We start from the raw sequence: 15,526 nt of genomic DNA, 5'->3' as shown, positions 1-15,526 counted from the left end.
GCCCGCGTTAAAAGTTCGCTTCCGGCAAGGTGGTTCTCTGCCGATCAGAGAACCCTCCGGTCGGTAAAGGCCCAGGCGGCGTTGTCCGCCTTCACCCGGGCAAAGCGTTTCATCATCAGCGCATAACGAGAGGCCGAAATCACGTCGTCGCGTTCCTTGACGATCCGGCCGTCCTTGCGGTGGTAGAGCCTGAATTCCTCGAACCAGTCGCCAGCGGTCGAAAACACCTTCAAGCGCCCGGTCTGCATGCGCTGCAGCATGTCGGAAATCCCCGCCTCGACACCGTTGGTGCCGTCGTCGAAGGTTGCGCGTTCAGGCAGCATCGCGAGCCCCTGCCCGCGGTATTGGGCCGCGAGCTGCTCGCCCGAGCCCTTGTCATGTTGCAGGCCGTCATGCGGCCAGGCCCATGGCAGCCAGGCCCCCCAGGGTTTGAGTGCCGCCGCATGGATGATCGGCGTTGCCTCGCGCTCGCGGTAGCAGCGGGTCACGTAGAAGACATCGGCATCCCGATCCCAGGCGCAAAGCGCTGCGGCAAAGGGGTGATCCCAGCCGAAATCGAGCCCGCCGATCTGTACCCAGTGCCTCGGTATCTCGAAGGGCTCGACGCGGATCTGCTCTTCCGTCACCGGGAAAATCCGGCCGGACCCAAGCGTCGGCACACCCTTGGTGCGCGCTTCCTTCTCGTGCGCCGGGTAGCTGGCAACGATCTTCGCGCGCTCCTCGGGCGAATAGTGTTCGGCATCGTCGATGGTCATCGTCACCACGGTCCGATCCTCCGATGGTTCCAGCAGATAGCGGCTGACGACCGAGCTCATGCCCTTGAGCGGCGTAAACGTCACGGCGACCGAGCCGCCCGTCGCATTGGTGCGGGTGATGCCCTCGAAATAGACGTCCTCCGGCGGTTCTTCGTCGAACCAGACATAGTCGACCGTGTTGGCCTGCCACTTCGCCCGCCCCTGCTCGTAGGCTTTCAAGAGCAGCGTCGAGGTGCCGCCCGAAGCGTGGCGCACCGTCACGCTGTCGAGCGCGCCGGACGCGCTGGACCGTCGGGTCCAGCCGGCAAGGGCTGATTTCGGCAGATAGCCGGTGCCCCAGTCCTCCTCGCTCATCGGCGGGCCGACGAGCAGCCGCTGCACGCCATCGCGTGTCAGCTCGTGCGATTCCGAGCCGCCGATCATCGTGATCGGTCGCTCGAACCGTCGGCCCGCCCACCAAGAGGGATAGTCGCCTGTCAGATGCATCGCCGCTTCCGCAGCCCCGGCCAGTGTCTTGCCGAGCTGGTTTCCGGCCATGAACAGCCGTTCGCGAAAGGCAGCACCCGCCGCGTGAAACGCCTTCTGCTTCTGATAGGGCTGGTAGTAGCGCAGCCTATTCGTCTGCTGCCGCCGCCCGATCTCCATCGCCAGTTCCATCCGTTCCTTGAGAAGCAAGGAAAGGCCGGATGGTCTGGTCGAGCTTCTGGATCCGCTTGATGAGTTGTTCATCCGTCATCTCGCCGATCTGGTTGGCATGGATGGTGACGTCCTTCGGCATCAGCGCCGCGATCGTCTTTAAGAAATCATTCGGGTTCTTCTCGATCAGCGCGTGGATCGCCGCAGCCCCCCGGGCTTCCCAGGCCGAAAGCATGTCTTCGAGAAAGAGCTCGCCGAGCTTGTTGCGCACCGCCTTGCGGGCGCGCGAGCGAGGAACGGCGCCCGCACCTTCCGCTACGCCTGCGCCTGCCCGTTCGCTGCGCGGCAGAAAGCGCCCGGTCTTCGGGTCCTTGGCGGGTCTGGTTGTCATGGCATTGCTCCGTGGCGTGGACATGCGGCAACACTCCTCGAGCGCAAGGCGGACGCGCATCGTGACCGGGAGTTGCATTTCGCCATCAATGCCAATGGGCCGCTTGGTCGCGGCATGATTTGTGGAGGCGGTAGCAGGTGATCGGCAGATTGGGGCGAAACTGTATCGTACGTTCGCGAAACCGGCCCCGCCCTCGCCCGAAGCAGCAAACGTGTCGTCTCCAAGTGCGATCGCTTCCGTGCCAGCGGGCGGCGCCGTCGTGTCGCGACGGCTGTTCGAACTCGCCGAGGCGGGTGATGTCGATGCCCAGGCCGCCCTTGGCGAACACTTCTTCGACGATCGCGAGGAAAACTATGCCGCCTGCCACCATTGGAACGAACGCGCCGCGCTTGCGGGACACGTCGGGGCCCAGGGCCGGCTGGCGACGATCTATCACGAGGGGCTCGGCGTCGAGCGCAATCCCGAAAAAGCATTCCAGTGGTGGTACAGCGCGGCCCAGCAGAACCACCACGGCGCACAATTGATGGTCGCGGTTGCCTATGAGAACGGCACCGTCGTCAAGGCCAACCTGATGGAATCGGCCTATTGGGCGTCGCTTTCCTATCTCAATGCCCGAGACGATACCGAAGGGCGTGCGTGGACCACTGCCTACTATCGATCGGTCCTCGCCAAATTGACCGAAGAGCAAGAACTGCAACTCCTCGCGCGGCTTCAGCGTCAGGCCAAGCCGGATTGACGAACGGACGAAGGCAGCGGCAGCGGGCCGCAAAAGCAGCAACGGGGCCTTTCGAGGCGCCCGTCATGACAACCGGTCACAGAGATTTGTTGATGTCACGCCTGATGTCACGCTTGCCAACTTGACTTCAGGTTGTATTGCGTCATCAATATGCCCGCGTGGGATTGATCTTGCTTGGGCGTCCCCACCGGAGATGTTTTGCAAGTACCGCTTTTTCAACGGCAGCGATCAGAAAGAATCAAATTACTTCAAAATCTTGAATGATTTTCAGGCCATTGCGGCCACGGCTTCGGGAATGACGCGATGGATGCGATAGGTGGCAGATGATCCGCAACACGATTAGCAGGTTGAAGACCATTCTCACCCCAGGTCCGTCCGCAACCAATATATCGCCCAGGTTGCTTGAACTGGCCACGTCGGGAAACGTCGATGCCCAGGCAAAACTGGGTGAAATCTATTTCAACGATGGCGGCGAAGAACACTACGCCGCGTCGCTGCACTGGAACCGGCAGGCCGCCCGCCAGGGGCACCCAACCGCTCAGGCCCGTCTTGTCACCATCTATCAAAGGGGCCTTGGCGTCGACCGCGACACAGGGGAAGCCTCGCGCTGGCTTCGCAGCATCGGGCAGCCCCGCCCGCGGCCTGAGACGGGGCTCGCCGGCTCCATCGTCAAGCAGGAAGCCTGAAGCGAGCCGCAAGTCTGTGCAGCGCTTTTGCCCTGGCCAACAGATCCGGGCGTCAAGGCGCAGGACAGGACGCTGAGAGATTGCGATGCGCCCACCGCGCCATGTGTCCTATCCCACACGAAATGGTCGCAGTAGCACTTTGAATTGCTGCATGTTTTGTCCTCTGATCGGCCACGGCTAAAGGCAACAAGCCGTAGCGGCCAAGCCACGCAACGCGTGCCTTGCGGCGGCGGACGCCACACGTACCATGCGCTGACAGCCACCCATGATCGCCGGAATCAAAAAGGCCGCTTCAATGACGAAACGGCCAGCCTGGAATATCCTTAGCCCGCTTTCGGATGCTTGGCAAGCCTTTTGTTCGCTTTTTGTTCTTTTTATTGCACTCCCCCGTTGCCATCGTCGGCCGCACCGCATGGACCGCCGTTTGGTGATACAATTGCCCGCCGCACGCGACCGCGCCCTGTGGTGCCCCCACGATTGTGGTTCCTGCAGGGCCTCGCGTGTCGGGTTCGATGTTGGGCAAATGGCCGTTCCCAAGATGGAGGGTTCCATGATGCAACGAGGCCTGATCGCCGCGATTTCCATAGCTCTCCTTGTGCTTGCCGGCTGCACCACCGACCAGGCGAGCCGCACCACCACCACCCCTGCCCCGGGCCAGGGAAGTCAGGGCATGCAAGGGGCGATGGAAAGCAGCCAGGGCGGCGGAAGCTCGGGCTACTAGCGCGCCGTGCGTTCGCGACGATGCATAAAGGACGCTTGCACCCTGTTTCAAAGAGCTGCCGCTTGCCGGCTACGCCGCCGGAATGAACCTTCAGCGCTCTATTGCGTTGAGTGATGGCGCGCCGATTGATGGCACGTCGAATGGCGCCTTGAGTAACCATGACGGGCAATCTCCGTGCCATGCCATTTGTTTGCGCGCATTCTGTGTTAAGCTTCCCGTTGGGAGGAAAATGCCATGGAGAATTTCTTCGGACTTGCCGCCATCGTAATTGGTTCCGCCATCCTCGGGCTTGCGCTCGCCTACGGTTTCCGCCGGAAGGACGCCCACCGGCCTCCTGAACATGATGATGCCCGGCTGAAATTCTAGCGCCGCAGGCTCTCCCGCAAACGGATCAAGACCCGTGCGACTGCGCGCGTTATCCCATGGCTGCTCATCGGGAAGGTCACGTCCGCCGGTCGTCCATCCTTCAGTCGTCGGGGTCTGCGCAGGCCGACGCCGCCGCCATTCAACCGAAACCAAGACCTTGCCCGCCTCCCCCCCCAAAAAAATGAATGGTGCGGAGAGAAGCCTCCGGATGCCCGTCGTGTTTGCGGGCCAGGAACTGGACGTGTCGCCGCCACGAGAGCGCCGTGCGTTCATCTGAATGCACAAAGGACGCTCTAGCACTTTGATTCTAGTGCATTTTTCCGCCCGCAAGTGTCTCAACCTGAAGGCAGGATGCTCTAGTTCGCCGGGAAAGCAGGACCCCGACCGGCAAGCTGCGGATGGAAGAAGGGCCCGCCGGGGAGGTCACCGGCGGGCCTTGAGACGATTGCCTCAATAGTAGGGCGAATAGCACTGCTGGCGCGGACCGCCATAGGGCTGGAACGAGTTGTCATAGGCACGGTAGGAGCGATAGCGGGCGTAGCACCAGTCGACATGGCGCGAGTTGATGCCGGTTTCGTAGCGCCGCGGCGGAGCGGCAATCGCGCCGCCGATGATGACGCCGGTGCCGAAGGCTGCCAGCGGGTACCACCAGCCGTCATTGTGCCGGCGGTAGCCATAGCGCCCGTAGCGATAGCCGCGGTAGCCGTTGTAGTAACCATAGCGGTAGCCGCCATGCCAGCCCGGACGCGGGTGGTAGCCGCCGTGCCAGCCTGGCCGCGGGCGGTAGCCGCCATGCCAGCCCGGGGGACGCCGGCGATAGTGGCCGCCGTTCCATTCGCGGTACTGCACCAGGTCGGCGTCGCTCTTTTGCACCCGCTCGATGGCAACAGCCGGCACGGCGTTGGCCGGCGTGATGCCCGAAAGAGCCGTTATCGTCGCCATCACGACGATGCCAATCTTCTTCATCTCATCACCTGTCCGTTTGAAAACAAGCGCAAGTTTCATCGAGGCACGTGAACCCGCAATGAATGCACCGCCCCTAATATTCGTGACGCTAAAAGGCGCGGCCTCCACGGATGGCGCCGCGCCCTGCACCTGTGCGTTCAGGCATGCGTGGGGCCGAGATCCACGCAGATCGCGCCCCCGCCCACCGGATCGTTCATCGCGCCTGCGTCAGCCTTTGCCGCGCGTCTTCAGCGCGTGCGCAATCAAGGTCTCGACGGCAGCACTATAGGAGATCCCGTCGGCGGCCAGCGCCTTGGCATACATGCTGATATTGGTGAAGCCGGGAATGGTGTTGATCTCGTTGACGACAAGGCTGCCGTCCGGCCGCAGGAAGAAATCGACGCGCGCCATGCCGGCGCAGGCCAGCGCCCGGAAGGCCTGCTCGGCCATCTCCCGTGCCCGGTCCGCCACATCCTCGGACAGGTCGGCGGGCGCGTTGACCACCGCGCCGCCGGCATCGATGTATTTGGCGTCGTAGCTGTAGAAGCCGTGGCTTTCGGCCGGAATGATCTCGCCCGGCCGCGACACGGTGATCCGGCCCTTGGCATCCTCCAGCACCGAGCATTCGATTTCCCGGCCCTCTACGAACTCCTCGATCAAGAGCTTGTCGTCGTGGCGAAAGGCCTCGTCGAAGGCGGCCTGAAGCTTTTCGAGGCTGTCGACGCGGCTGACGCCGACGGACGAGCCCTGCCGGGCCGGCTTGACGAAGACCGGAAGCCCAAGCGTTTCGAGCACCGTCTCGCTTGAATAGCTGTCGTCGCGGTGAAGGGCGATGGCGCGGGCAACCGGCAGCCCTTCGGCAACCAGCAGGCGCTTGGTCAGCGCCTTGTCCATCGCTGCGGCCGAGGCCGCCACGCCGCAACCGACATAGGCGATGTCGGCCGTCTCGGCATAGCCCTGCACCGTGCCATCCTCGCCGAAGGGACCGTGCAGCACCGGAAAGATCAGCTCGATCGGCTGAAGCAGGCCTTGGCTGCCGTCGGCGGCAATCGTGACCGCCCGCCCCCGCCCGCCGGGCACCAGCGCCACTTCCGTTCCCGTGGCCGGAATGGCCTTGGGCAAGTCGCCGTTTTCAAGGTCGAGCAGCAACCAGCGGCCATCCTTGGCAATGCCGATCGGCACGATCGCGTAGCGGCTGCGGTCGAGTGCCGCGACCACGTTGCGCGCCGACATCAGCGATACCTCGTGCTCCGCCGACCGGCCGCCAAACAGCACGGCAATGCGCAACTTCTTCGTCATGTGAACTCTCTCCAGAATCGCTGCAAATCGAAGACCAGAAGGAAGCGGCCGAAGATGGCAACAAGAGGGTCAAGGACACGCGCCGATGTCGCGGCGGCAAGGTTTTCCCTGCCTCACGCCGGACCAGTCGCCTTGCCGCCGGCGGATAGAGACGAGCGCCGCGACCGCGATGGCGGCGCGGGCGCTGCCGCGTCGCGAGGATGCGCACGGCATCGTCGCCGCGCGCGACAGCAATGGGTTGCTCTTCTAACGCTTCATTCAACTTTCCGATGTAGCCTGGCAACAACTTTGCCACCACGTGCTGTACCGTCCTGGCGCTCTCCTTCCACCACACGGGCAGACGGCGCAACAGGATTGGGAGTACCGCATGCCCGATACCGTCTGGGTCAGCAGCGTGATGGGCGATTACACGATCGGAAACAGGCAAGGCATCCGCGAAAAGTTCTATGGCGGCGACTGGGCACCGCCGACCTTTCGGCTAGGCGTTGAGCCGGATCACGTCGTCGTGGCGCACCGGCGGCATACGCGCGGCGAGACCCTCGAGCGGACCGATTTTCCCGAAGCAATGTATGTGTTTGCCGAAAACAACTGGAAGCGGGTGGGCGATCTGTTCTGCGCCGGCCCCTTCTATGCGGTGAAGGGCAGATTGGCCGAGGTGCTGAAGGACTTCGATCTCGGCAAGGGCGGCTTGATCGAGTTTCCGATCTATGCGGCCGACAAGACCACCCGGCTTCCCGGCCCCTTCTACCTGCTGAACTTTGGGGCGATCAAGGATAGCTTCGTGCCCGGCGAAAGCCGCAGGCTGCACCCCGAGCGAACGGTGGAGCAGAACGGCTACGAACTATGGGCGGCCTACGATATCGAGGACGGCGATATCGCGCTGACAGCGGCCGCTTTCGAAGGTGCAGACCTGTGGCTCGAGCGCAAGCTTCAAAGAACCCTCTTCATCAGCGGCCGGCTTCACGACGCCATCATCGCCGCAAAGGTGAAGGTCAAGTTTCGCTCCGTGCGAGCGCGGATCGTCGATTGACGCAAGCGCGCACCCTGTCCTTGGCTTAGCACAGCCGAGACCGCCATGCGCTCATCGGAAGCGACGACCGCTCAACCCGAAGTTCATGGCCACCGACTGGAAACGGCGACTTGAACAGGGAAGTATCGAACGCAAGCTGAAATAGTTCGAAAAATCTTGATTTGTTTCGACTACCATCACGGGAAAATAACAAAATCGTGATAAGTAATATTTCCCCGCCGCCGCCTTAACCATTTCCGAACAAACACAAATCCCGAAAGCACCGCACCGGCCGGCTATGTAGTGATTTCTCATAAAATCTGCAACATTAGGTGGAAAGTGGGGGGGGCTTCCTACGGTTACCGATCAGACAGATTCCTGGGCTGGAAACGACGCGCACGCCAGATCCGGCGCGCGACTGGATTTTGTCGTCCAGAGCCCGGCCCCGCGCGACCTGTGGCAGCACCTCATGCTGGTCGACCACGACGCTCTTCCCTATCAGTCGCCGGCATGGCTCGACAGCCTCTGCGCGCTCGGCTGGTATCGCGATGCCAGCCGCGCCTATAGCTTCGCCGACGGGCATCACTATATCCTGCCGATGGTGCGCAACCGGCACCTGCCGGCACGGCTCTGTCTCGCCGAATCCATGCCCTATGCCTGGGGGCGCGGTGGCGTTATCGCGTCGGCCACCCCGCATGTCAGCCACCTGCGCGCGATATTCGAGGACCTGGCCAGCCTTCCCTACCTTAGGATCTCCGTCCGGCCGAACCCCCGGCATGCCCATCTGTGGGCAGCCGCCGCACCGCCCGGCGTCACCTCTGTGCCGGGACTGGCGCATATCCTGGATCTCGACGGCGGCTTCGACGCGGTCTGGGCGAAACGGTTCAAGAAGACCACTCGGACGCGGGTGCGCAAGGCAGAGCGCGGCAACATCGTCGTCGAGCGCGACACCACCGGCAGGTTGCTGCCGGTGTTCCACCAGCTGCTGCGGACATCCTTCGACCGCTGGGCCGACAAGCAGAACGAGCCGAGGATGCTCGCGCATCTGCGTGGCCAGCAGCGCGATCCGATGTCCAAGTTCGGTTCGATCGCCCGGCACCTCGGCGACGCCTGCCGGATCTGGGTCGCCTGGGTGGAGGGCAAGCCGGCGGCGGCGGCCTTCGTGCTGCAGTATGGCAATGTCAACGACGCCCGCGGCGCCATCGACCGCGAGGCGCTCGGTGCCTCGGGCGCCAACGACCTGATCCAGAAACTGGCCATCGAGGAAGCCTGCCGCAGCGGCTGTCGCTTCTATCACTTCGGCGAAACCGGCGGCTCGACATCGTTGGCGCATTACAAGCAACGATTTGGCGCCACCCCGCACCCGCATGCGGAATACTTCCTGGAGAAATTGCCGATCACCGCCGTCGACACCCATGTCCGAAACGTCGCGAAATGGACGATCGGCTTCAAGGACACCTAGAGCGCCGTGCGTTCATTTGAACGCACAAAGGACACCTCCAGCGCCCGCGACCAATCCGTTTCCGCCGTCTTCATCGACATCGCGACGTCCATTTCAGTCGGCTCTCCGTCAATGCGACGCGACACGCTAGGGAATCCTCTGCGATCTCGATGCGGCAATCCCGTCCACGGCCGACAGCGCGGCGCGGCTTATCAGCGGCGCAAAGGCGCTGTCGCACTTTGAATTGCTGCCTGTTTTGTCCGTTGATCGGCTCGCGAAACGCAAACATGCACGAGCGCCCAATGTCGCCATGGTTGCGGCCTAAGTGATACGGTAACTGCGGCGCGAGACCAGATTCCAGGGAGAACCGTTCATGGCCGAAATCCTCGTGTTCCACCACGCCCAGGGGCTGACACCGGGCATGTTGGCCTTCGCTGACGAATTGCGCGCTGCCGGCCACGTGGTGCACATGCCCGATCTCTTCGAAGGCCGCACCTTCGCAAGCATCGAGGAGGGCCTCGGCCATATCGAGGCGGTCGGCTTCGAAGAAATGCGCGAGCGCGGCGTGCGCCTTGCCGACGCCCTGCCCGAAGGTCTCGTCTATGCCGGCTTCTCCTTCGGCGTGCTGCCGGCACAAAAACTCGCCCAGACCCGGCCCGGCGCCCGCGGCGCGCTTCTGTTCTACTCCTGCATCCCGATCAGCGGTGAGTGGTCCTTCGGCCCCTGGCCGGACGGCGTGGCCGTCCAGATCCATGGCATGGACAACGACCCGATCTTCGTCGGCGAAGGCGACATCGACGCCGCCCGCGAGATCGTCGAAAAGGTCGAGGATGCCGAACTCTTCCTTTATCCCGGCGACCAACACTATTTCGCCGACAGTTCGCTGCCGTCCTATGACACCAAGGCAACGGCGCTGCTGACGCAACGGGTGCTCGCCTTTCTCGCACGGGTCTGAATAGTGGGCGTGTCGACATATTGGCCGTTGATCTTGAAGTCTCGACCGCCTTTCCTTCCTGCGACGAGACATCGCGCAGCAAATTGATCCGGGAAGAACCGCGTCCGCACTGAAATCCGACGCGGAGAGCCATGCCTGAATGTTCAAACGAATGTCGACTGCCAAGCGGCAGATTACGACCAGAAGACGAAGGCGAAAGGCTATCGCCTGCTGCGCGCAAACCCTGCCCCTTTCGCAGGCGGGCCAACAACTACGTTACGGTTACGGCCGCACGTAAGAGCGGCGCACAACCAGCGGCGTCGTGACCACGCCTGGCCGAAAGCGCCGCAATGGAGCCTGCGGGCAAGGACGTCACCACAACCGAATATTGGGATTGTCTTGCCAAAATACCGAGGCACTGGAAATCTGACACAAATGGGCAATACTGCAGCCAATTGAGATCCGCGCAAATCATTCTCGGGATTTCAAGCAATATTACTGCAAGATTTGAACTATTTCGGAGTAGCCGTGCTTATCTATTCGGACGAAAATCTCGAAGTCATCCATCGCCCGGGCTCTTCGCCTTTTCTTCTGGTCACCTTCAACGAGATGGAGATCGAGGCCAATGGCAGCCGCTACTGGGGCCAGCGCTTGTGCGACAAGGCCGATATTGCGGCCCTCGGCATCATCAGCCGCCGCCCCAACTGGTTTCCGGCGGCAAGCATCGTCAAAGCGGTCGAGGCGGCCGCACCAATCCTGAAGGCGGCACCGGAGCGCATTCTCTACGGCCACTCGCAGGGCGGTTACGCCGCCCTTCGCTATCGCCGGCGCTTCGACGCCACCACCGCGATCGCCTTTTGTCCGCAGGTCTCGATCGACCCGAAGTCGGTGCCCTATGACAATCGTTTTGCCCGGTATTTCTCCCCCGAATTGCACGCCAACATGGGCATTTCGCCCGACCAGGCGGCCGGCCGCGGCTTCATCTTCCATGATCCCTTCCACGCCATTGACCGCCGCCACGCCAAGCGCATTGCCGAGTTGCAGGAAGATACCCACCTCGTCCCCGTGCACATGACCGGCCACGGTACGGTCAGGGTGTTCAGCACCACCGAACGCGCCGTCGCCCTCATCAAGGCCTGCCGTAGCAACGATCGCGTGCGCCTCGGCAAGCTTGCCCGCGCCGCCCGCATCAACGCGCCGATGCGCCCATACCAGATCGCCGTTGCCGCCATGCCCCGCCGTCCGGCGCTCGCCGACCGGCTCCATGTCGTCTTCGGCGAGCGCTTCGCGCCGATGGAGCGGATCAACTTCCTCTACCACCGCGCCAACCGCCACATCCGCGACGGCGATATCCTTTCGGCCCGCGACCAGCTTCAGACCGCGCTGTCGCTGCTGCCGGGCGATCCGGCCATCAAGCACCGGCTGAGAGAGCTCGACGCCCGCATCCTTCGCGAACAGAAGGTTGCGAGCGCTTCATAGGGCAGGATCGCCGGCGTTACGCCGCGGCCTGCGCCTGGCCGGCGTCCGGCACCAGAGCGAGATGTCGCTTGAAGAACGGCACCAACTGCTGCAGAGCAAGTTCTACCGGCTCCGGCCGGTCATAGAGGTCGTAGTGCGACCAATGCTCGAGCAACACCAACTGGCGGTCCATCGAAGCGGTGGCACGACCATGGATCTCCATGCCGTCGCGGAAGGCTCCGAACGCCCCGACCTGCTGCCCGATCACCACCATGACCGGCTGGGTCAGCAGCGTTTCGGCAAAGGCAAACGCATCCCAGGCGAGCGTCTTTTGCGCATGGGAGAACAGCATGCGCGTGGCGCCGCCTTGCTTCTGGCCGCGCGGCGTCTTGTAATAATCCGTCGCCTCGAACACGTCCCTTTCGGTGAGGCCGGCGGCCGTTGCCGCGCCAGGGCTCGCAGGCAGCAGCTCGTTGACGAGTTGTGTTTCGCCGCGTGCCTCCTTCGTGCGCTGCGCCGCCATGGCGGCAAGGGCTGCGAGCGGATCGTAGTTGCTGAAGCCCTCGCGAAACAGCCGGCCGATATTGACGCCGGTGATAGAGACGACCGCCTTGATGCGCTTTTCTGTGAGCGTCGCATTGATGGCATAGCCGCCACCGCCGCACACGCCGATCACGCCGATGCGGTCTTCATCGACATAGGGTAGCGTCACCAGATAGTCGATGACACGGCTGATGTCCTCGACGCGCTGGGTCGGGTCTTCGATGAAACGCGGCTCGCCCCCGGATGCGCCTTGAAAGCTGGCGTCATAGGCGATGACGACGAAGCCCTGCTCCGCCAGCGCCTTGCCATAGACATTGCCTGACGTCTGCTCCTTGCAACTGCCGAACGGATGCACGCTGACGATGGCGGGGTATTTTTTCGTTTCGTCGAAGGCCGGTGGGAACTGGATGTTCGCCGCGATGTGCCAGGCCATATCGGGGTTCTTGAACGTTACGCTTTTCATTGCTGCCTCCTTGGGATCGAGACGCTAAGGGCGCCTGCCGGCGCCCGGTGTCCAGTATCAGCCTATTCGGCGGCCTGACGCGCGGCTCTGCCGGCGAGCTTCTCTCTGAAGAACGGAGCGAGTGCCGAGACGGCTTCGTCGACATGGGTTTTTCCGTCGTAGAGCGACATGTGGTTGGCGCCGTTGACGATGTGCATCGCCTTGTCGGTGCTGGCGGCCCGGGCGATGAGGTCGTCACTCATCCACTTGCTGCCGGCATCGCTTCCCACCACCGCAAGGATCGGCTGGGTGAGATAGACATTGGCCAGGTGGTAGGCGTCGTAGGTGATGATCTGGTTGAGGCTGCGCAGGGTCGCAAAGCCGGGGGCGGTCGGATGGGCGGCGCGCGGCGTGTGATAATATTCCCAGGCCTCGCGCAGTTCCGCATTCGGCGCGTCCGCTTCCCTCATCGGCGCCAGCGGCATGGTGGCGGCAGCACCACCCTTGGCGTCGTCCGTGCGGGCATTGGAGCCTGCCTCGACATAGGGCAGCGCGTCGATATCCTTCACGTTGTTTTCCCAGCCGTTGCGGAACATCGAGCCGATATTGACCGCGCTCACCGTGCCGATCGCCCGGATGCGGCGATCCTGAATGGCGGCATTGGCCGTATAGCCGGCGCCGGCGCAAATCCCCATCGCGCCGATCCGCGCCTTGTCGACGTAAGGCAGCGTCGTCAGGTGGTCGATGACGGCGCTCACATCCTCCGTGCGGATGTAGGGGTTCTCGAGCTGCCGCGGCGCGCCGGTGCTTTCGCCCTGGTAGGAGGCGTCATAGGCAATGGTGACGAAGCCCTGCTCGGCGAGTTTTTTCGCATAGGTTCCCGCAGTCTGCTCCTTCACGCCGCCGCCCGGATGCGAAACGACAATTGCCGGATAGCTCCCGGCCTCGCTGAAGCCTTCGGGAAAATTGATCACCGCCGACAGCGTGATCGCCGGATTGTTTGAATTGGTGAAGCTGATCTTTCCCATGGTCGTCTCCTGTTTCCGTCTTTCTTGCCGTCCGGGGCTCGAAATCGCCCCGGCAGCGGATGACTGGAAATATAGACCGCCCTCACCTATCACTCTATACTGCCAAACCGCATGAACCTATCAGTGAGGTGATAAATGCGGCGTGAGGAAATGGCGGATCTCACCGCCTTCGTGGTGGTGGCCGAAGAGCGCAACTTTACCCGGGCGGCGCTCAAGCTCGGCCTGTCGCAATCGGCGTTAAGCGGCATCGTGCGGCGGCTCGAAGAGCGCCTCGGCGTGCGTCTGCTTGCGCGCACGACCCGCAGTGTCGCACCCACCGAAGCCGGCGAACGGCTGGTTCGGACCCTCGGCCCCATGCTTGGCGATCTCGACCGCAGCATCGCCGAGCTCAGCGAGTTCCGCGACCGCCCGGCCGGCACCATCCGCATCACCACGGTCGAACATGCGGCAAGGACCATCATCCGCCCGACCGTCACCCGGCTGTTGTCCGAGTACCCGGACATCAGCGTCGAAGTGATCGTCGACTACGGCCTCGTTGACGTGGTCGCAGACCGCTACGACGCCGGCGTTCGGCTCGGCGAGCAGGTCGCCAAGGACATGATTGCCGTGCGCATGAGCCCGGATATCCCGATGGCGATCGTCGGCGCGCCCGTGTACTTCGACAGGATCCCCCAGCCGACCGAACCGCAACAGCTCGTCGAGCACCGCGCCATCAACCTGCGCCTGCCGACATCCGGCGTGCTCAATGCCTGGCGCTTCACGAAGGATGGGCGCGAGATCAGGGTCAGGGTCGATGGACCACTCGTCTTCAACACCATCGACCTGATCCTCGACGCGGCCCTCGACGGCCTCGGCCTTGCCTATATGCCGCGCGATCAGGTGGAGCAGCATCTGGCGAGCGGGCGCCTCTGCCAGGTTCTCGCCGACTGCACGCCGCGGCTGCCCGGCTACCATCTCTATTATCCCAGCCGGCGCCATTCGTCCCCGGCGTTCAACCTCTTCGTCGATGCGGTCCGGTATCGGCACTAGAGCGCCGTGCATTCACATGAACGCACGCACGACGCTCTAGGAACTTTGAACCTAGAGCATCTTTCTGCCTCAAGTGATTCCACTTGAGAGCAGGATGCTCTAGCGCATGCCCGGATCGCCATTGCCGGCAACTGGGCAAGTCAGCGACGCCTTCCCTTCTCCGGGCCCTATCGTTACCCGCAGCAGCTCGAAGCGGTCGAGGGACCACAGCAGCTCGATTGCAAGGGTTTGACCTCGCTGGCAAGCCATCGGTCCCGCGGCTTGCAGCTCGCTGGTCGCGGTGACAGCTGGATGAATACGGCGTCGCCGCGCTCGACCGGTTCAGCGGCAAAATAGAGCTGCATCGGCTTCACACCATCACTGACCTCAAAGGTCAGCTTGGCCGATCCGTCGAGGGCGACATGCTCGGAAACCTTCCGGACGATCGCCGAGAACTTGCCCGCCGTCATGTGGGTGCGGTCGCCATCGTCGACATCCCAGAGCTGGACGAAGATCTCCGACCACGCCTCGGCATTGGCGCCGCAGTCCAGGGCCGAGAACTGGCCCGCCTTGACCTCGGTGACGTGGTAACCTGGCCGGACGGCCCTTCCCCCATACTCGAAGACGAGCGGCCTTGAGGTCGCGTCTCCTAGCTTTTCCAACAGTCGGCCAAGCGTGATGTCTGAAACCGCAAGCCGGGTATTGCCTGTGAGCGTCATCTGGTCTACTCCTTTATTCAATATTTCAAGGATTATTGAATCATGAAAGAACGTCAAGCCCTCTTGTCCTTTGCAGCCCTGTCCCAGGAGACCCGTCTCGGCATCGTCAGGACGCTCGTCGTCGCCGGGCCGGAGGGCATGGCGGCCGGCGCGATCGCAGCGAGCATGTCCGTCTCGCCCTCCAACCTTTCCTTCCACCTGAAGGAACTGGAGCGGGCCGGCTTGATCGCGCAGCGACGGGAATCCCGCTCGATCGTCTACAGCGCCAATTACGATGCGCTGTCCGGCCTCGTGCGGTTCCTGATGGAGGACTGCTGCGCCGGGCATGCCAGCGTGCGTGCACTGGTGGACAAGGGCGACAGTTGCTGCTCGCCCGCTTCGGCGGCAGCCGAAAGCGGGAATGTCTGAG

Annotated in this window: 18 protein-coding genes; 11 read left to right on the top strand and 7 right to left on the bottom strand. The window is 63.0% G+C overall.

Annotated features, from left to right (window positions below):
• Window positions 1–44 precede the first annotated feature (44 nt).
• A complete protein-coding gene (locus tag MKZ91_RS01570) occupies window positions 45–1,484 on the bottom strand; it encodes a terminase large subunit domain-containing protein (RefSeq protein ID WP_336167281.1) in 1,440 nt (479 codons plus the stop codon).
• Window positions 1,369–1,782 carry a hypothetical protein gene (locus tag MKZ91_RS01565; RefSeq protein ID WP_336167279.1) on the bottom strand — a complete coding sequence of 138 codons (414 nt, stop codon included), beginning with the start codon at window positions 1,780–1,782 and terminating at the stop codon, window positions 1,369–1,371. The genes MKZ91_RS01570 and MKZ91_RS01565 overlap by 116 nt, the downstream gene beginning before the upstream one ends.
• A 211-nt stretch (window positions 1,783–1,993) precedes the next feature.
• Here MKZ91_RS01565 and MKZ91_RS01560 point away from each other — a divergent pair, with 211 nt between their 5' ends.
• From MKZ91_RS01560 to MKZ91_RS01545, 4 genes are all read left to right on the top strand, one after another.
• The gene (locus MKZ91_RS01560; protein ID WP_336167277.1) at window positions 1,994–2,518 is read left to right on the top strand and encodes a tetratricopeptide repeat protein; all 525 of its coding nucleotides are present in this window, start codon (window positions 1,994–1,996) and stop codon (window positions 2,516–2,518) included.
• 323 nt (window positions 2,519–2,841) lie between these two features.
• The gene (locus MKZ91_RS01555; RefSeq protein ID WP_336167275.1) at window positions 2,842–3,204 is read left to right on the top strand and encodes a tetratricopeptide repeat protein; all 363 of its coding nucleotides are present in this window, start codon (window positions 2,842–2,844) and stop codon (window positions 3,202–3,204) included.
• Window positions 3,205–3,754: 550 nt separating this feature from the next.
• On the top strand, window positions 3,755–3,925 hold the full coding sequence (locus MKZ91_RS01550) for a hypothetical protein (RefSeq protein WP_336167273.1): 171 nt from the start codon (window positions 3,755–3,757) through the stop codon (window positions 3,923–3,925).
• Between the two features lie 234 nt (window positions 3,926–4,159).
• Entirely contained in the window at window positions 4,160–4,291 is a 132-nt protein-coding gene (locus MKZ91_RS01545; RefSeq protein ID WP_336167271.1) for a hypothetical protein, read from the top strand.
• 450 nt (window positions 4,292–4,741) lie between these two features.
• On the opposite strand, the gene MKZ91_RS01540 is transcribed toward MKZ91_RS01545, so the two are convergent.
• On the bottom strand, window positions 4,742–5,257 hold the full coding sequence (locus tag MKZ91_RS01540) for a BA14K family protein (protein WP_336167270.1): 516 nt from the start codon (window positions 5,255–5,257) through the stop codon (window positions 4,742–4,744).
• Between the two features lie 207 nt (window positions 5,258–5,464).
• The gene (locus MKZ91_RS01535) at window positions 5,465–6,535 is read right to left on the bottom strand and encodes a D-alanine--D-alanine ligase family protein (protein WP_336167269.1); all 1,071 of its coding nucleotides are present in this window, start codon (window positions 6,533–6,535) and stop codon (window positions 5,465–5,467) included.
• 85 nt (window positions 6,536–6,620) lie between these two features.
• On the opposite strand from MKZ91_RS01535, the gene MKZ91_RS01530 reads away from it, so the two are divergent.
• The 5 genes from MKZ91_RS01530 (at window position 6,621) to MKZ91_RS01510 (ending at window position 11,398) form a co-directional block, all read left to right on the top strand.
• Window positions 6,621–6,785 (top strand): hypothetical protein, encoded by a 165-nt coding sequence (locus MKZ91_RS01530; protein WP_336167267.1) that lies wholly within the window; start codon window positions 6,621–6,623, stop codon window positions 6,783–6,785.
• A gap of 117 nt (window positions 6,786–6,902) precedes the next feature.
• On the top strand, window positions 6,903–7,565 hold the full coding sequence (locus MKZ91_RS01525; RefSeq protein WP_336167265.1) for a hypothetical protein: 663 nt from the start codon (window positions 6,903–6,905) through the stop codon (window positions 7,563–7,565).
• Between the two features lie 448 nt (window positions 7,566–8,013).
• Entirely contained in the window at window positions 8,014–9,006 is a 993-nt protein-coding gene (locus MKZ91_RS01520; protein WP_336167264.1) for a GNAT family N-acetyltransferase, read from the top strand.
• A gap of 352 nt (window positions 9,007–9,358) precedes the next feature.
• Window positions 9,359–9,940, top strand: a complete 582-nt coding sequence (locus MKZ91_RS01515; protein ID WP_336167262.1) for a dienelactone hydrolase family protein — start codon at window positions 9,359–9,361, stop codon at window positions 9,938–9,940.
• A gap of 507 nt (window positions 9,941–10,447) precedes the next feature.
• Window positions 10,448–11,398 (top strand): hypothetical protein, encoded by a 951-nt coding sequence (locus tag MKZ91_RS01510; protein ID WP_336167259.1) that lies wholly within the window; start codon window positions 10,448–10,450, stop codon window positions 11,396–11,398.
• A 16-nt stretch (window positions 11,399–11,414) separates the two neighbouring features.
• Here MKZ91_RS01510 and MKZ91_RS01505 read toward each other — a convergent pair whose 3' ends face one another.
• Both MKZ91_RS01505 and MKZ91_RS01500 read right to left on the bottom strand, forming a co-directional pair.
• Window positions 11,415–12,383, bottom strand: coding sequence for an alpha/beta hydrolase (locus MKZ91_RS01505; protein WP_336167257.1), 969 nt, complete (start codon window positions 12,381–12,383; stop codon window positions 11,415–11,417).
• A 62-nt stretch (window positions 12,384–12,445) separates the two neighbouring features.
• A complete protein-coding gene (locus MKZ91_RS01500; protein WP_336167255.1) occupies window positions 12,446–13,390 on the bottom strand; it encodes an alpha/beta hydrolase in 945 nt (314 codons plus the stop codon).
• Window positions 13,391–13,525: 135 nt separating this feature from the next.
• Here MKZ91_RS01500 and MKZ91_RS01495 point away from each other — a divergent pair, with 135 nt between their 5' ends.
• Window positions 13,526–14,419: a LysR family transcriptional regulator gene (locus tag MKZ91_RS01495; protein WP_336167253.1), complete on the top strand. Its 894-nt coding sequence runs from the start codon at window positions 13,526–13,528 to the stop codon at window positions 14,417–14,419.
• A gap of 173 nt (window positions 14,420–14,592) precedes the next feature.
• Here the strand turns inward: MKZ91_RS01495 and MKZ91_RS01490 are convergent, their stop codons facing one another.
• Entirely contained in the window at window positions 14,593–15,117 is a 525-nt protein-coding gene (locus tag MKZ91_RS01490; protein WP_336167251.1) for a DUF6428 family protein, read from the bottom strand.
• A gap of 42 nt (window positions 15,118–15,159) precedes the next feature.
• Between MKZ91_RS01490 and MKZ91_RS01485 the strand changes: the two genes are divergently transcribed.
• Window positions 15,160–15,525, top strand: coding sequence for an ArsR/SmtB family transcription factor (locus tag MKZ91_RS01485; RefSeq protein WP_336167249.1), 366 nt, complete (start codon window positions 15,160–15,162; stop codon window positions 15,523–15,525).
• The last annotated feature ends 1 nt before the right edge of the window (window position 15,526 follow it).

The organism is Ensifer sp. MJa1, assembly GCF_037026475.1.
In the GTDB taxonomy this organism is placed as follows: domain Bacteria; phylum Pseudomonadota; class Alphaproteobacteria; order Rhizobiales; family Rhizobiaceae; genus Ensifer.
This window is presented reverse-complemented; position numbering and strand designations above follow the sequence as displayed.

Bases quoted from the DNA above. Each gene is read 5' to 3' on its own strand.
- MKZ91_RS01495 (WP_336167253.1), top strand. From the start codon at position 13,526: ATGCGGCGTGAGGAAATGGCGGATCTCACCGCCTTCGTGGTGGTGGCC.
- MKZ91_RS01520 (WP_336167264.1), top strand. From the start codon at position 8,014: ATGCTGGTCGACCACGACGCTCTTCCCTATCAGTCGCCGGCATGGCTC.
- MKZ91_RS01485 (WP_336167249.1), top strand. From the start codon at position 15,160: ATGAAAGAACGTCAAGCCCTCTTGTCCTTTGCAGCCCTGTCCCAGGAG.
- MKZ91_RS01490 (WP_336167251.1), bottom strand. From the start codon at position 15,117: ATGACGCTCACAGGCAATACCCGGCTTGCGGTTTCAGACATCACGCTT.
- MKZ91_RS01515 (WP_336167262.1), top strand. From the start codon at position 9,359: ATGGCCGAAATCCTCGTGTTCCACCACGCCCAGGGGCTGACACCGGGC.
- MKZ91_RS01525 (WP_336167265.1), top strand. From the start codon at position 6,903: ATGCCCGATACCGTCTGGGTCAGCAGCGTGATGGGCGATTACACGATC.
- MKZ91_RS01555 (WP_336167275.1), top strand. From the start codon at position 2,842: ATGATCCGCAACACGATTAGCAGGTTGAAGACCATTCTCACCCCAGGT.
- MKZ91_RS01570 (WP_336167281.1), bottom strand. From the start codon at position 1,484: ATGAACAACTCATCAAGCGGATCCAGAAGCTCGACCAGACCATCCGGC.
- MKZ91_RS01535 (WP_336167269.1), bottom strand. From the start codon at position 6,535: ATGACGAAGAAGTTGCGCATTGCCGTGCTGTTTGGCGGCCGGTCGGCG.
- MKZ91_RS01540 (WP_336167270.1), bottom strand. From the start codon at position 5,257: ATGAAGAAGATTGGCATCGTCGTGATGGCGACGATAACGGCTCTTTCG.
- MKZ91_RS01500 (WP_336167255.1), bottom strand. From the start codon at position 13,390: ATGGGAAAGATCAGCTTCACCAATTCAAACAATCCGGCGATCACGCTG.
- MKZ91_RS01505 (WP_336167257.1), bottom strand. From the start codon at position 12,383: ATGAAAAGCGTAACGTTCAAGAACCCCGATATGGCCTGGCACATCGCG.
- MKZ91_RS01545 (WP_336167271.1), top strand. From the start codon at position 4,160: ATGGAGAATTTCTTCGGACTTGCCGCCATCGTAATTGGTTCCGCCATC.
- MKZ91_RS01550 (WP_336167273.1), top strand. From the start codon at position 3,755: ATGATGCAACGAGGCCTGATCGCCGCGATTTCCATAGCTCTCCTTGTG.
- MKZ91_RS01530 (WP_336167267.1), top strand. From the start codon at position 6,621: ATGTCGCGGCGGCAAGGTTTTCCCTGCCTCACGCCGGACCAGTCGCCT.
- MKZ91_RS01565 (WP_336167279.1), bottom strand. From the start codon at position 1,782: ATGACAACCAGACCCGCCAAGGACCCGAAGACCGGGCGCTTTCTGCCG.